This is a genomic window from Desulfamplus magnetovallimortis, from assembly GCF_900170035.1.
GTDB classification, from domain to species: Bacteria; Desulfobacterota; Desulfobacteria; order Desulfobacterales; family Desulfobacteraceae; genus Desulfamplus; species Desulfamplus magnetovallimortis.
Window position 1 is genome coordinate 76,329 of record NZ_LT828545.1, and the last position, 16,463, is coordinate 92,791.

A 16,463-nucleotide genomic window follows, 5' to 3' on the forward strand; every position below is an offset into this window, starting at 1 on the left:
CTTTTATATTGATTCTCTGAGCTGTTGTTTAATGACTGAAGCTTATGGTGAGGGGACACGACAATGGCATTCAGAAGGGAGTCACGCAAAAGTGTTGCCCGGATAGCAGATTCTGGAGTCAACCATTTCATGATGTCGTAGGCGTCAGCATGTTCCTGGCGGTTCAAATCAATGAAAAACTCTTTTTCCTCGTTCATTGAGTTCCTTTTCAATTTATTGTGGTAGATTGTGAAAATCAGGATGGACTCCATTATCAGTTTGATTGTTAATATGCAAGAAAATATGGCACATTGGATTCTTATTTGTGTGTTTTTGTCATAAATGAAGCGTTATGGTGACTATTTGAGACAATAAGATTTGCTCTTATGCTCATTAATATAAAATATTAATGAGCTTTGGTTAATAATGCCTGAATTTTTTCATAAATGTTATTCAGCTAATAATTATCCCTTGACAAGGGCATCCATATTAAATTACTTATTGTGCTGTCTTTATCATCTCACATTGATACAAATCTGCAAAAGATGGATGCCAATTTTGTTTATGCGTTTTTTGTAATCTGTTGCAATATCAATACTTAATTTTTGGGTAATGTGTTTGTATTTTAAATATTTTCAATAGATTATAAAATGATATTCCTTGAATTTCAGACTATACGAAGCACTTTCTGTCTGACGTTTCATTTATGATTAACTGCATCCTCTCCATTTAAGGCAGTCACGAGTAAAAACTTTTGATAAATATTGTTTTTTTGGATTGCCCGACAGGCTGTTACGGAATGCCGAATGGTCTTTATTTACCACAATATAATGATTAATAAAAAATCGTTGAGCGTATATATTGTGTTTATCCATAATCATTTTTGAGTTCCGTAACAGCCTGCCGAGATTTTCAATATTTATCAATTATGTTTCACTCAACTATAATATAATTTGCGAAAAAAAATATATATATTAACCCTACCACTTTTTCGGAGGTGTACCTATGCAGTTTAGAAAAGGCTTTGAAGCAGATGAGTTTGCCTGTCTGGTTCAGATTGAGCCGCCTAAGGGGACTGATGTTTCGTTAATGGTTAAACATGCCGTGAATGTCAAGGGGGTTGCCCACGGCTTCATTGTATCGGAAATGGGAAATGCTGTTATGCGTATGAGTTCGCTTGGAGCATCTCTTGTTCTCCGTGAAAATGGACTGGATGCGGTGCTTCAGGTCAGTTGTCGGGATAGAAACCGTCTGGCTCTTCAGGGTGATATTCTTGCAGCATCTGCCTGCGGAATTAATGCCGTGATGGTTGTGGCAGGCGAGGATCCAAGTTTTGGGGATCACCACACTGCAAAGGCTGTGCATGATGTCACCCTTGATGAGTTGCTCAAAGGCTTGGCTAAAATGGAAAGTGGCAAGGATATGGCCGGAATTGAACTGTCAGGTTCACCTGATTTTCTCAAGGGCACAACTCTTAATACATGTTTGCGCGGAGCTGACCGTGAAAATGAACTGGATAAGATGAAGAGGATGATTGATGCCGGTGTCTCTTTTTTCGTCACCCAGCCTCTATTTGAATTTTCTATGACCCAGCCTTTTCTTAAAACCGCAGAAAAAAACGGTGTTAAAATCATTCCCACTGTATTGCTTTTAAAATCTTTGGGTATGGCACGCTATATGTCCCGGAATGTGAATAGTGTTAATATGCCTTCTGCCATTGTTGACAAGATTGTGTCTGCATCTGATAAGGTACGGGAGTGCATGAAGATCGCCAGACAGTTGATTCTCGATGTGAAATCAGAAGGATATGGCGGGGTCAATGTATCAACCCTTGGATGGGAAGACAGACTTCCGGAAATTCTTGGAGTTATGGAAGGGTTGAAAGGTTAGAAATTTATCCGGATCAGGATTTAGGAGGAAGGATTTCAATGAGTGAAAGTACATCTTTAAATGATAAAACTGCCGGATCTGTTATGGTTTTAGGTGGTGGTATTGCCGGCATGCAATCCGCCATTGATCTTGCCAATTCCGGTTATTATGTCTATCTGGTTGAAAAGTCCTATGCCATTGGCGGCATGATGGCCCAACTTGACAAGACCTTTCCCACCAATGACTGTACCATGTGAGTCATCTCACCCAAACTGGTCGAGGTCGGCCGGCATCTTAACATTGAGCTTTTAACAAATACCGAACTTGTTGCACTTGACGGACAACAGGGAAACTTCACCGCAAGGATCAGGCAAAAACCACGATACGTTGATATTGCAAAATGTACAAGCTGCGGGGAGTGCGCCAAGGTTTGTCCTGTGGATTTCCCAAGTGAACACAATCAGGGTCTTGCAATGCGCAAGGCCATATTCAAGCAGTATGAGCAGGCTATTCCCGGAGCGTTTGGAATCTCCAAGCGAAGCACAGCACCATGCAAGGCTACCTGTCCTGCCCATGTCAGTATTCAGGGTTTTATCGCCCTGATGAATCAGGGAAAATACAGGGAAGCTTTGAAACTCTTCAAGGAAGAGCATCCCTTTCCAGGGGCATGCGGTCGTGTCTGTCATCATCCTTGTGAGGCTAAGTGTACCCGTGGGGATGTAGAGGAGCCTCTGGCAATCCAGCATCTTCACAGATTCCTTTCTGATACAGATTTTGCATCTGATGAACCTTATGTCCCTGAAATTGCTGAAAAACGGGATGAAAAGGTTGCCATTGTAGGTTCAGGCCCTGCAGGCTTGACTGCTGCATACTATATGGCACGTAAGGGTTACGGGGTGACAGTATTTGAGAAACTTCCGGTAAAAGGCGGAATGATGGCAGTTGGAATTCCGGAATATCGCCTTCCCCATGACGAACTTATGCGCGAAATTGAGGTTATTGAAAAACTTGGTGTCGAGATAAAAACCAACGTAGAATTTGGTAAAGATGTCACCCTTGATAGCCTTAAATCAGATGGTTACAGCACCCTTTTTATGGCAACAGGGCTACATGGAAGTCGTGGACTTGGCATTGAAGGCGAAAATCTTGACGGAATCCTTAAGGGTGTAAATTTCTTAAGGGAATCTGCCATAAACAATTGCGAAAAAAACAACAATAACTGCGAAGCCCTTTTGGGCAAGGTTGTTGTTATAGGCGGCGGTAACGTGGCTGTGGATGTTGCACTTACTGCCCGTCGTCTTGGTTCAAAGGATGTCACAATGGCATGCCTTGAGGACAGAATCGAGATGCCGGCCTGGGATTATGAGGTTGAAGAGGCCCTTGAAGAGAAGGTGACTATAAGAAACAGCCTTGGGCCTGCCCGTTTTATTGAGAAGGATGGAGCTGTATGCGGCGTTGAGTTTAAGCGCTGTACCGCAGTATTTGATGAGCAAGGGCGATTTAACCCCCAGTATGATGAAACAGATCTTACAACAATTGAAGCCGATTATGTCATTGTGGCCATAGGTCAGATGGCAGAGCTTGAATTTGCAAAGAGTCAGGATATATCTGTCACACCAAGGGGAGGACTTGAGGCTGACCCCGTAACCCTTCAGACCCCCATACCCTGGGTGTTTGCAGGTGGAGATGTGTTTTACGGCCCGAAATCCGTGGTGGATGCCATTGCCTGCGGCAAGGAGGCTGCTGAAAGTATGCATCGTTTTATACATGGAGAGGATCTTGCAGCAGACAGAGAAAAGAGCTTTGAGTTTGAAAAGCCTGATATTTCAAATGAGGCAAAAAGAGCCCGTGTCCATCCTGCCAAAGTGTGCGTTGAAGAGCGCGAGGGAAATTTCTGTGAAGTGACCTGCGGGCTTTCCGAAGAGGATATCCGCAGGGAATCAGACAGATGTCTCTCCTGCGGTATCTGCTCAGAGTGTTATCAATGTGTTGATGCCTGTCTTGCAGGTGCCATTGATCATTGTCAGCAGGTTGAATACAAGGAGCTGCCTGTGGGCTCTGTTATCATGGCGTCAGGAAGCCGTCCCTTTGATCCTTCCGGACTTGGAGATATCTATCTTTACAAGCGTTCGCCAAATGTTATGACAAGCCTTGAGTTTGAGAGGATTTTAAGTGCAGGCGGACCCACAATGGGACATCTTGAGCGACCGTCAGATGGCAAGGAGCCGGAGAAGATAGCATGGCTTCAGTGCATAGGCTCAAGGGATAGCAACAAATGCGGTAATGGCTACTGCTCATCTGTATGCTGCATGTATGCAGTAAAGGATGCCATGATCGCAAAGGAGCACTCCCACCACGAACTTGACTGCGTTATCTTTAACATGGATATGCGTACATTTGGCAAGGACTATGAAAAATATTATATAAGAGCCCGGGATGAGGAGAAAGTCCGGTTTGTGAAATCAAGGATTCATTCGGTTGATGAGGTTCGGGAAACCGGTAACCTTATGCTGACATACGTTGATGAGGCCGGAAATATCTGCAAAGAGGAGTTTGATATGGTTATCCTGTCCGTGGGATTGACCATAACTGAAGAGAATCGTCAGCTTGCTGCCACAATTGGTGTTGAGCTGGATAAGTATGGATTTGCAAAAACTTCGCCTTTCAACCCTCTTGAATCATCACGTCCCGGTGTCTTTGTTTCAGGTGTATTTCAGGGTCCCAAGGATATCCCATCCTCTGTTACCGAGGCAAGCGGTGCTGCCTGTGCAGCAGGAGTTCGCCTGATTGAGGCCAGAAACTCCTGTACAAAGAGTGTGGAGGTTGTGGAGGAGCGGGACATTTCAGATGAAGAGCCGAGAGTCGGCGTATTTGTCTGCAAGTGCGGTATCAATATTGCCGGAATCGTGGATGTTGATGCTGTCTCAAAGTATGCTGAAACCCTTCCGGATGTTGTCTATGTAGGAGAAAATCTTTTTACCTGCTCCCAGGATGCCCAGGATAATATGAAAAATATTATTGTTGAAAACCGCCTCAACAGGGTGGTTGTAGCCTCCTGTACCCCCAAAACCCATGAAGGCATTTTCATGGATACCCTGGAAAAGAGCGGTCTTAACAAGTACCTCTTTGAGATGGCCAATATCCGAAACCAGAACTCCTGGATGCATTTCCATGAGCCTGAAAAGGCAACAAAAAAGGCCAAGGATCTTGTGCGAATGGCAGTAGCAAGGGCAGCCACCCTTCATCCACTTCATGAAAAACGTATCTCTGTAACTGTAAGAGCACTTGTAATAGGTGGCGGTATAGCTGGTATGACAGCAGCAAAAGGCCTTGCAGATCAGGGTTTTGATGTTGTTCTGGTGGAGAAGGAGGCACGTCTTGGTGGCCTTGGAAATCAGCTTTACACCACAATTGAAGGGGCAAATATCCGCGAGTTTGTAAAAAAACTTGCAAGTGAAGTTGAAGCCCATGAAAAGATTCAGGTATTGAAACAGTCCCTGATTGTTGATTTTACAGGTTACAAAGGCAATTTCACCACAGAGGTTCTGGTTGGACCCGGTATGTATGAGCGCAAGATTGAGCATGGTGTCATGATCATTGCCACAGGTGCAAATGAGTACTCCCCTGAGGAGTATCTCTACAAGGAGAGCGACAGGGTTGTAACCCAGCTTGAACTTGGCCATCGACTGGAAGAGCAGGGTGCAGATGATCTTGAACAGGTAGTAATGATTCAATGCGTAGGCTCAAGAAATGAGAAAAATGTTAACTGTTCAAGGGTCTGCTGTCAGGGGGCTGTGAAAAATGCCCTTCACATCAAGGAGCTCAACCCTGATGCTGATGTCTTTATTCTTTACAGGGATATGAGAATGTACGCCATGCTGGAGGATTACTACACGGAAGCAAGAAACAAAGGTGTTCTTTTCTTTCGCTATGATCCTGAAGATCCGCCGGTTGTGGAGAAAAATGTGGAAAAGGCAGAAGATGGTTCACTAAAAGAGAGCCTGACAGTTACTTTTACAGATCATGTTATTGGCAGAAAACTTGCTGTGGATGCAGATCTTGTGACCTTGAGCGCTGGTGTTGAGGCAGCCGATACCGAGGAGCTTGCAACCATTCTCAAGACCAACAGGAACCAGGAAGGGTTCTTTATTGAGGCCCATGTTAAACTGCGACCTGTGGATGCAGCCACAGAAGGTATTTTTATTTGCGGTACTGCCCACGGTCCAAAGTTGATTACAGAGACCATTGCGCAGGCAATGGCAGCGGCATCAAGGGCAACAACCTTCCTCTCCCAGGATGAATTGACCCTGTCTGCTGTTACGGCTGAGGTAAATCCTGAAAATTGCGCTTCCTGTTTGATCTGTGTAAGATCCTGTCCATACGGGGTTCCAATAATCAATGAAGATGGCGTCAGTTATATAGATGCTGCCCTTTGTCATGGATGTGGAGTCTGTGCTTCGGAGTGTCCTGCAAAAACCATCAAACTCAACTGGTATGAAGATAATCAGTTGCTCAGCAAGGTTGAATCCCTGCTGGAGGGGGTAATTTAACATGTCAAAAGATTTTGAACCGGTCATTCTGGCCTTCTGCTGTAATTACTGAGGGTATTCTGCTGCGGACCTGGCAGGTTCCATGAGATTGAAATGCCCTGCAAACTTCAGAATCATCAGGTTGCCCTGCACCGGCAAGATTGATGTGATTCATATCCTCAGAGCCTTTGAAAAAGGGGCTGATGGCGTTTATGTGGTGGGATGCATGGAAGGAGATTGTCATTTCAAGACAGGCAATTTCCGTGCAAGAAAAAGGGTGGCACAGGCTGCCGCAATTCTTGATAAGATTGGTGTGGGAGGAGATCGAGTAAAAATGTATAATCTCTCTTCCGGAGAAGGCCCGCTTTTTGCTCAATACTCCATTGAGATGGACGAAAAGATAAGGGCACTTGGACCAAGTCCTATCAAGGTTGCCCTTCAGGCCAAAAAAGAGGCTGCGTAAAAATTTTTATGGAATAATTCCAATATCCAATATGAGGTTTATAGATGATAATAGCAGATAAAAAGCCCATTGAAGAGATTATCCAGGAAGTTAAGGATTACGACAGGCTTCTGGTTCTGGGATGTAATGAATGTGTCACTGTTTGCGAAGCCGGTGGAAAAAAGGAGGTAGAGGTTCTTGCATCTGCCTTAAGAATGCACTTCATCAAGGAGGGTAAAGAGAAAAAAATTGATGAGAGAACCCTGGAGCGTCAGTGTGACCATGAATATCTTGAAGAGATTCGTGATGTCATTGATCAGTATGATGCAGTTCTATCCCTTGCATGTGGTGTAGGGGTTCAGTTTACAGCGGAAAAATATCACTCAACCCCGCTGATTCCAGGTGTCAATACCTGTTTTCTCGGAGCAAATGAGCAGCGTGGCATGTGGACTGAGCGCTGTCAGGCCTGTGGAGCGTGTATTTTGGCCAGAACCGGTGGTATATGCCCCATTTCGAGATGTGCCAAGAGGGTCATGAATGGCCCCTGCGGCGGTTCAAGTGCGGGCAAATGCGAAATCAACAAAGATCTGGATTGTGCATGGCAGTTGATCATCGACAGGCTCAGGGATCTGGGCAGGCTTGATGATTATGAAATTGTAGCACCCATAAAGGACTGGTCAACCGAAAGATCCGGTGGCCCAAGAACAGTTGTCAGGGAGGATGTGCAGGTATGAATCTGAAAACTTCAAGCAAGCTGGAAAAGGTATTGAAATCGGGACATATCGCTGTTACCTCCGAGTGTGGTCCGCCAAGGGGAAGTGATCCAAAAGCTGTTACGGAAAAGGGCAAGCTGATAAAAGATCATGTGGACGTTGTCAATATAACAGACAACCAGACTGCCATGACCCGCATGTGCTCCCTTGCTGCCTGTATCCATCTCAAACAGATGGGTATAGAGCCTATGCTTCAGATGGTAACACGGGATAGAAACCGTATTGCCCTGCAAAGCGATATTCTGGGCGCGGCCTCCTTTGACATTCATAATATGCTCTGTCTTTCCGGTGACCACCAGAGTTTTGGAGACTGTGCCCAGGGCCAGAATGTCCATGACATTGACTCAATGCAGCTTCTGCAGACAGTCCGTCACATGAGAGATAATGGAAAGTTCCTTGGCGGAGATGACATAAAGCGGCCACCAGATATATTTGTGGGTGCTGCTGCCAATCCATTTGCAGATCCCTTTGAGGTCAGGGTTCCAAGGCTTGCCAAAAAAGTGGCTTGCGGAGCCGAGTTCATCCAGACCCAGTGTATCTATAACCTTGACAAGTTTGAGGAGTGGATGCGCAGGGTAAGGGAGAGGGGACTCCATGAAAAGGTTTTTATCCTTGCCGGCATGACACCCATGAAATCCGCAGGAATGGCACGTTACATGAAAAACCGTGTGCCTGGAATGGATGTGCCTGACGAGGTGATAAGCCGCATGGCAGGGGTTCCCAAGGAGAGGCAGCCACAGGAGGGAATTGATATTTGCGTGGAGGCCATTCAAAGGCTAAAAGAGGTGGAAGGAGTTGCAGGGTTCCATATCATGGCCATTGAATGGGAGGAGAAAGTTCCCGAGATAGTTGAAAGAAGCGGGCTTTATCCAAGGCCCCAGGTTTGATGAATATTTAAAAAATACCTTCGCCAAATTCAAAATACTTTGAAAAAATGGGCATCCTTCATTTACCAGTTGACACTTTTCGGATTAGCATCCCGGTTTTCAGAAGATTTCCCACAAAAAAGTGTCAACTACTTTTGGCGATGTATGAAGGATGCCAAAAAATGCATCTATTTCCGGCATCCTTCATTTGCCAGTTTACACTTTTTGGAGCCACATTCCCATTTTTAGGGAATTATCTCAAAAAAAGTGTCAACTACTTTTGATGGATTCTGAAGGATGCCCTATTTCCACGGTAAAACAGAATTGGCGAAGGTTACTACAGTTCATACACCCCCTACATCACGGGATAGTTGCTACTGCTGCAAATTCAGGCTCGTGGAGTGGCAGAAGGATATCGGCCATATCCCGGATTTGCAGCATTATATCATAGGCTTCGCAGGAATTGACAAGGGTTCCCGGTGGAATAACTTCCATCTCCATGGCTTTTATTTCCAGTGGGGGATAAAAGTTTTCCTTAATTACACAAAACCCTGTGATAATGGCTTTCCCTTCTTTTGTATTAATGATGACACTCATCCCACCATCGGTGTGAACAGGCGTGTGCATGCATGTGATTCCCGGAAGAATCTGGGTATCTTCACTGAGAACCTGTAATTGGCCGTTCTCCTCAACATCCTCAATATAATCTTCAAGGTAACGGAAATCCAGTGGATGGGGATCATGGATACGCTTCAATTCCTTTTCATGGACATAAATGACAGCATTGGTGCATTTATAGTCATTTTCGCAGTGGTCATTGTGAAGATGGGTGTGTATTATGATATCAATCCCTTCCGGAGTTAATCCCCAATTGGCAAGTCCTTCTTCAAAGGTATAAATTTTACCGCCAATGGCATCTTCCCGATCTTTGGACTGAATGGGACTCATTTCACCTGTGTCCACAAGTATGGTCTTGTCACCGCCTTCAATGTACCAGCAGTATATTGGAATGGTGTAACTCTCTCCCGCTCCGTGCTGGTAGGTCATCATGCTCTTGTCAAACACCTTGGTTCCCATCACAATTGGGTGTATTTTATAGTTATTCATCTGCATTCATCCTTCCATATCATTTTCAAGTGTTTTTTGCCACCAGTACTGGTATTGACGATTTCATGATGACACCGCTTGCTGTGCTGCCGATCATGATCTCTTCAAGGTTGCCATGTCCGTGGGTTCCCATGATGATCAAGTCAAACCCCTTGCTTGCAGCGGTTTTTACAATTTCATCAACCGGGTTACCGGCAATAACAATAATTCGCTCCTCGGAGAGCGGACAATGGGGCATGTCATTGAGTACCTGAAGTGAGGTCATTTTCATCCGCTCCCGAATGGTCTGTTTCGCAGAGTCAATATTTTTTTGGTTGAGCGCTTCTTTTTTCTTTTTATCGACATGGGTGGTAAGGTCAATGCCGGTTCCCGTTGAGTACTCTTCAAGTAGATCCGGAACGACATGCATGGCGTGGACTTCGGCATTGTACTTGTTCCCGATGTTGCAGGCATATTTAACTGCGTGGCGTGCTGTTTCTGAAAAATCAGTTGCAAAGAGAATTTTTTTAATATCCATAGTCATGGGAGAGAGGTTTTCTTTTAAATCTTCTTTTGCTGTTGCTTCGGTCTTTTTCGAGATAATTTCATCCCCTTCAACATCTGCTGGGCCAAAGATTTTGTCTGTGAATTTGACATACCAGGCAGCAGATTGCACCTGAATAATATAGGCGATGGCAACAACAAGGGCAGCACTTGCCCCCTCTTTGCCAAAGGCGTTGATGGCAATGGCCAGTGCAATGGAGAGATTTCTCATAACAGAGCCATACACCAAGGCAATGGCGTCGCCTCTGGATAAAAACAGTTTTCCGACAATGCTGCTTAAGGTGAAATTAAAGGCGTAAATAATAACAAGGGGTATGAGAATATATAAAAGCATCTGTGGAGAGGCTGCAATGCCCTTTGCCTTAAGTGCCATGGCAATAAACACAATTCCAATTACACCCAGGGTTGAAATGGGAGGAAATTTGGGGCCGACATTCTGTTTGAATCCCTTTAGACCATATTTTTTCACCAGACGCTGACGTGTAAAAAAGCCGGCTATCATTGGAACAAACACAATGATGACGATTTGCTGCACGACCTTGAAAAAATCAATTTCAATGGTTGCCCCCATGAGAAATTTCACATAAAAGGGGGTGGCAATGGAGCCTACTGTAAGCCCTATTACCGTCATTTTTACCGCTGCTTCAAGGTTTCCTTTGGCAAATCCTGTCCAGGAGATGGTCATACCGCTTGTGGGGACAAGGCCCGTTAAAAGAAGCCCTAATGCCATATAGGGGCTATCCTTGAAAAAGAGTAAGCCTATCCCGAATGCAAGAAAGGGAACAATTCCAAAGTTAATGATCTGGGTTAATACCTGAGCCTTTAAATCACCGCCTTCAAATACTTTTTTGATGTTAAGATTGACCATCATGGGATAGACCATAAGGAACGTAAAGGGGATGATGAGATTTTTCAAAAAGCCCGAATCCACAATCATTCCAAATATAAATCCGGCAACCATCATAACAGGGATGGCGATGATAAGGTTTTTTGTTATTTTACCAAGAAATGATGACATAACTTACTCCTTTCAGATCAATTTATATGAAAACTTTTGCAAGTGGCTGTTTTAAGACCGAATTTGTGATTACTCAAAGTCGAAATCTATGATCTTTTGATTTTTGTTAATACTGTCTGAATCACAGGATAACCAGGATAAGGCAGGATTATCTATCCTGAACATCCTATCCATTCAAAATCGACACCTATGATCTTATAAGCCTTGTCAACACTGTCTGAATCAGGATTCCCAAGATTAACAAGATAAGGCAAGATTATATATCCTGAGCATCCTATCCATCCTGGTTATCCTGGTTCAGACAACTGCAATAACTTCGGAAAAAGCAATAAGATGTCGATTTTGAGTATCCATCCTGGTTATCCTGATTCAGACAAATGCAATAACTGCTAAAAAAGAAATAAATTGCCAATTTTGATGCTTATAAGCCCTTTTTAACCTTTCCTTTGTAACTCTGACAGGTAAACGCAAAAAATATACCACTTTCCCCAAAACGCTTTGTATGGAGTTGAAAGTTATCAGGATTATGCTGGGAAGCCTCTAAATTGAAGGAAAGAATAATTAGAAATTACAAAATCATTCTTAGTGAAGGATGGTGTCAATGCGTTACCAGGTGGCAGGATTACGAGACATAGCGCACCATTAACGTTACCATGATTAGTTTTATGTGGACTTTGCGTTAATGTCTGTAATCTGGAGTGTATCAGGATGGCAGGATTTGCTGGAAAAATGGGTAGTGTCATAAAAGTGTTGATATCTTTTTGTGAAAGCCCTGCGGAATCAAGGTTTGTGAAGAGCTCATCAACATATTTGGGACACCACCGAAAAATGGACATCATTCATTTTTTTTGAGACACCATGTTCATTTATCGGGATTCTCCATCAAATAAGTGTAATTTACTTTAAACGTATATGAAGTATGTCATTATAATCAAGGATTTTTATGATCATATAAACTGTTGACAGTTTAACTGATATATTATATGGTGGCTATTATGAATATAGATGAATTAAAAAAATACAAAAATCGTAATGACATCAGAATGGATGAGCTTCTGAGCATCGCAAATTATTTTATTGATATGATTGTGCCGGATCAACCATCGGAAAGGGTTTCAAGAAAACTAACTGACCGGAATATCCGCTATTATATCCAACAGAAGCTTGTGGATCGTCCTGTGGGAAAAGATGGCCTTGCCGCACTTTATGGATACAGACACCTGCTGCAACTGATAGCAGTTAAACGGTTGCAGACATCCTATCTGCCTGTTAAAAAAATTGCAGAGCTGATTAAGGGTAAAACGGATGCTGAGTTATTGAATATTGCAGTGTCCTCAGAGTTTGTAAATAAAAACAGACCTGAAAATCCGGCACTCTCTTTTCTTGATTCCATAGCAACATCAAAAAATAGTGATCAGGAGCAGTTAAAAGAGAAGGTCAGCAGTTTTAGTGTATCGTCAAAGGATTTGCCTGAGAAAAAAGATGTTTTGAGTTGCCCCGGCAACCCTTTTCGGCCACGCACTTCATCATGGGATCGCTATGAACTTGAGGATGGAATTGAAATTCATATTCGCAGGGACAAGAAGAAAAAATTGATAAAAACAACATTTGCAAGAAGCCTGAATGACTTTCTGCAATCGCTTTGAGTATCTCTAATAAACCTCCATGTTTGCTGACGCATTACAACGAAATATGAAGGTCGTTATATATCAGTTTGTTATGGAGAATTTCTAATAACGCCCATGGCAAACCCATCTTGCCACAACGAAGCATGAAAGCCCTGAAAAAAACCTTAAAATACGGGGACTTTCTTATAAAAAGGAGAAACAAAACAATGGCTACACAAGATAAGCCTCTAATAGAAATAGTGCCTCTTAAAACAAAAGTTTTGGCCGGCAAATCATCAAAAATGGATTTTCTTGTTCGAATTACGGCACCTGAAGCAGAAATTGAAACAGATCGTCCGCCATTAAATATAGGTCTTGTGCTGGATAGATCAGGCTCAATGAGCGGAAAAAAAATTAAAAAGGCAAAGGATGCAGCCTGTTATTGCATGGAGCAGATGCTTGAAACCGATCTCTTCAGCCTCACTGTTTTTGATGATGAAGTAGATGTGGTTGTCCCATCTGTTCATCCGAAAAATCGATCCAGAATAAAAAATGCCATCAGCCAGATAAACGCTGGCAACACAACAGCTCTTCATGAAGGCTGGGTTAAGGGAGGCAAACAGGTTGCAGAGAGGATGAATCCGGCAATGCTCAACAGGGTAATCCTTATAACAGACGGCCTTGCAAATGTAGGCGAAGTCAACACCGATGTGATTGTAAGCCAGGCCAGAGGGCTGAGTGAACACGGTATTTCAACAACAACAATAGGTGTTGGCAATGATTTTAATGAAGATCTGCTTGTGCCAATGGCACAGGCTTCCGGCGGCAACAACTGGTTTGTTGAGTCGGCAAATGATTTCCAGAAGATCTTTGAAACTGAAATGGAGGGACTAGTTCGTGAGAGGTTCACCTCGGTTTTTTTAAGCATTACTCCTGTGGATGGTGTTGAAATTTTAGATGTTATGAATGATTTTGAAAAAGACTTTGAGGATAACTATATTTTGCCCAATCTTGTGAATGGGCAGCCTCTGGAGATTATCATCCGTACCCAACTTTCGGCAAGAGAGAATGGAATATGTGACGTGTTTAAAATGGAGCTTGCCTGGCAACAACTTGACCATGAAGGGCAGCAGCTCCTTACAGAAAAAGCTTTGATCGAATATGCAGATGAAAAAACGGCAGGGGACGCAAAGCCCAACTTTCAGGTTCAGAAAGTTACCAAATTGTTAGAGGTTGCCAGGGTAAAAAGAGAGGCAATAGAGTACATGGATCAGGGGGATTACTCTGCATCTTCAGAAGCTTTGGCCTTAATGGCACCTGTTATGCATGATATGGCTGAAGAGCATGATGATGAAGAGCTTGCAACAGAAGCAAGTCATCTTGAAGAGCTTTCCACAATGGTGAAGGAAGAAAATGATATACAGTATTCCAGAAAATCCATGAGATACTCCAGCATCAACATGCAAAGAGGTAAAAAGGTCAGGTAGCTTTGGGGCGTTAGGAAGAGTATCTGCTTTTTTTATTCTTTCCTGAAGATATCGACCTTTGTTTCCAGACACTTCCGTAAACTTAAGTCATTGACTCCGATTTCGTACCAACTGTCGGGCTTTTGGTAGAAATCAAGTCCACGGCCAATTTTTATGACCCAGCCGTTATCAATTCTGATCTCACGGTCATGCAACTGGGGATTGATCTCAATGTTAAGCTCGATGTCCATCTCAAGAAGACTCTGCTGGAGTTCTCCAAGTTTGTCCTGAAGTTCCACGAGGGGCGTAAATTCATCATAACTTGTGATAAGGTTGATCTTTCTGATGGTGGGGGATTTAATAACCGCTTCGCAGAACCTTACAAAATTATGAATCTGATGATTACTTCGGATATAAGGATCTTCTATGGTGATCTCTTTTCCATTTTCGAGGTAGGCAGAGATGATGGATTCATATGAATGTCCGGTGTCTCCATACAAAATGGACAGATGCTGTTCAACAGGTTCGGTTTTTTCTTCTGCTATCTTTTTTGTAATTTTTCCAGGGTTGTTTATTGTCGTCTTTTCAACTACTCCTTTGATTGAGCTTTCCGTTCCTTCTTCAATGGACTCTTCAACGACCTCTTCAACAACCCTTTCAACAAACCCTTCAACCGGGTTTTCTATTGTGCTTTTTTTGTTTTTCAGGCCATTTTTACTAAAAGCTTCCTGATCCACTGACTCCAGCTCACTTCTAACGGGGTTCTGGGTAGCCTGGGCTGATTTTGACTCGGGACAATAGACCACAACCTCGTTTCCATCCTCAGCAAAATAGGATAGATCTATTTTGGCAAATTCATCATCCGGTTTTCTTTTGTTCATCTGCTCTTTAATTCTGCGGCGATTTTCAATGGCATAGGCCACATAGGCTTCAAAATCCCTGTCTGAAGGTGAATCTTCAGGATGTAATATTTTTAAAAATGCACAAACTGTCTTTTTGATCCCCTTTTCATCACGTCCTTCAACGCTATTGCCCAGTTTGATACGGCAACTGACCTCTTCAAAGCGGTTTGAGTGCTTCAGTTGATAATGAAAGGCTTCGGCCAGATAATCCGTTATAAATCCATAATTACCGGTGAGGTAGGCACTGCTGGTTTTTGGCATCTCCCAGCCGGGAATATAACTTGCGAACCGATCCATCACGGCCAGATCAAATTGCGGGGGAAGGGGTTGAAAGAGATCATATTCAGAGGAGTTTACAATCTGCTTCACCGACTGGTCAATGTTGCCCACAAAGGCAAGGCTTGCATCGGCAATCACTTCAACACCCCGTGAAAAACGTCCATTGGCCATGAAATCCTTCATAATCTGAATGGTATCAGGATCTTTGATTTTGATTCCGCCAACTTCATCAAATGCAACGGTATCCCAGAAACCCACAAGTCCTATTTTTTTTCGGTTGTTGTTATAAAACAGGGTTGCCTTGGTTGCCTGGCCACCGCTGATCAATGTGGAATAGGGGGAAAACTCGCTGAAAAAATAGGATTTCCCGGTGCCCCGTGGGCCAAGTTCTATGAAGTTGTAATTGGCTTCAACCAGAGGTGCCAGTCTGTTAATAAAATGAAATTTCTGGCGGTGATTCAATTTACCGGGTTCAAGGCCCACAGATCGCAAAATGAGATCCAGCCATTCATCCCTTGAAAACGCTTTCCGGCCCTGGCCATATTTTTTAAAATCAAATCGACTGAGCTGGATGGGCCGTAAATCTTCAACGTAAAAGGCATATTTATCCTCTTCAATGTCGTTGTATGCCAGGGTCACTTCAGCCCAGATTCCTCCTTCAAGCAGGCGATCATTGTCTTTATAAAATTTTTGTCCAATGGCGATTCGCTGGGAATTAAAGTTCTCCAGGGATGCCCAATGCCTCTTTTCCTTTTCAACATACCGGACATGCACCTTGTCAATAAACCTGTGGCTTCCCTTTGTGGCCACCTTTGACTGTGCCGTGTTGGCTTCGTTTGGCCGTACATAATTGTCCTGAAGGGTTTCAAGGACTGCCTCCATTCCCTCCTGGATTTCATCGGGTTCATCACTTGCACAATAGCGGGCCAGTAGAAATTCAAGTACAAAGGTGGGAACATTGGTGCCTTTTTTGATGCGATGGAGCAGGTCTTTTCGTACCACTTTACCGTCAAAGAGTTCTGTTATTTTTTTATCCAAGTTGTCCATTGATTAAAACCTATCATCCCGGGTTCATTGCATTCA

The 16,463-nt window shown here is 43.5% G+C and carries 11 protein-coding genes; 7 read left to right on the forward strand and 4 right to left on the reverse strand.

Annotated features, from left to right (window positions below; all coding sequences use genetic code 11):
• On the reverse strand, window positions 1–197 hold a 197-nt coding region (locus MTBBW1_RS28350), incomplete at its 3' end, for a hypothetical protein (RefSeq protein WP_186441237.1).
• A gap of 787 nt (window positions 198–984) precedes the next feature.
• On the opposite strand from MTBBW1_RS28350, the gene MTBBW1_RS12090 reads away from it, so the two are divergent.
• From MTBBW1_RS12090 to MTBBW1_RS12110, 5 genes are read left to right on the forward strand one after another with little or no spacing between them, the layout of a single operon-like run.
• Window positions 985–1,869: a methylenetetrahydrofolate reductase gene (locus MTBBW1_RS12090; protein WP_080803972.1), complete on the forward strand. Its 885-nt coding sequence runs from the start codon at window positions 985–987 to the stop codon at window positions 1,867–1,869.
• 38 nt (window positions 1,870–1,907) lie between these two features.
• Window positions 1,908–6,398 (forward strand): FAD-dependent oxidoreductase, encoded by a 4,491-nt coding sequence (locus MTBBW1_RS12095; protein WP_080804184.1) that lies wholly within the window; start codon window positions 1,908–1,910, stop codon window positions 6,396–6,398.
• Between the two features lies 1 nt (window position 6,399).
• Window positions 6,400–6,840: a hydrogenase iron-sulfur subunit gene (locus MTBBW1_RS12100; protein ID WP_281255639.1), complete on the forward strand. Its 441-nt coding sequence runs from the start codon at window positions 6,400–6,402 to the stop codon at window positions 6,838–6,840.
• A 44-nt stretch (window positions 6,841–6,884) separates the two neighbouring features.
• Entirely contained in the window at window positions 6,885–7,553 is a 669-nt protein-coding gene (locus MTBBW1_RS12105) for a methylenetetrahydrofolate reductase C-terminal domain-containing protein (protein ID WP_080803976.1), read from the forward strand.
• On the forward strand, window positions 7,550–8,479 hold the full coding sequence (locus tag MTBBW1_RS12110) for a methylenetetrahydrofolate reductase (protein ID WP_080803978.1): 930 nt from the start codon (window positions 7,550–7,552) through the stop codon (window positions 8,477–8,479). Before MTBBW1_RS12105 ends, MTBBW1_RS12110 begins: the two co-directional genes overlap by 4 nt.
• 339 nt (window positions 8,480–8,818) lie before the next feature.
• On the opposite strand, the gene MTBBW1_RS12115 is transcribed toward MTBBW1_RS12110, so the two are convergent.
• Complete coding sequence (locus MTBBW1_RS12115; protein WP_080804185.1) at window positions 8,819–9,565, reverse strand: N-acyl homoserine lactonase family protein; 747 nt, start codon at window positions 9,563–9,565, stop codon at window positions 8,819–8,821.
• Window positions 9,566–9,590: 25 nt separating this feature from the next.
• Window positions 9,591–11,126 (reverse strand): universal stress protein, encoded by a 1,536-nt coding sequence (locus tag MTBBW1_RS12120; protein ID WP_080803979.1) that lies wholly within the window; start codon window positions 11,124–11,126, stop codon window positions 9,591–9,593.
• Window positions 11,127–12,121: 995 nt separating this feature from the next.
• Here MTBBW1_RS12120 and MTBBW1_RS12125 point away from each other — a divergent pair.
• Both MTBBW1_RS12125 and MTBBW1_RS12130 read left to right on the forward strand, forming a co-directional pair.
• The gene (locus MTBBW1_RS12125) at window positions 12,122–12,772 is read left to right on the forward strand and encodes a MerR family transcriptional regulator (RefSeq protein WP_080803981.1); all 651 of its coding nucleotides are present in this window, start codon (window positions 12,122–12,124) and stop codon (window positions 12,770–12,772) included.
• A 188-nt stretch (window positions 12,773–12,960) separates the two neighbouring features.
• Window positions 12,961–14,220, forward strand: coding sequence for a vWA domain-containing protein (locus MTBBW1_RS12130; RefSeq protein WP_186441239.1), 1,260 nt, complete (start codon window positions 12,961–12,963; stop codon window positions 14,218–14,220).
• 32 nt (window positions 14,221–14,252) lie between these two features.
• Here MTBBW1_RS12130 and brxL read toward each other — a convergent pair whose 3' ends face one another.
• Window positions 14,253–16,427: a BREX system Lon protease-like protein BrxL gene (gene brxL, locus MTBBW1_RS12135; protein ID WP_080803985.1), complete on the reverse strand. Its 2,175-nt coding sequence runs from the start codon at window positions 16,425–16,427 to the stop codon at window positions 14,253–14,255.
• Window positions 16,428–16,463 lie beyond the last annotated feature (36 nt).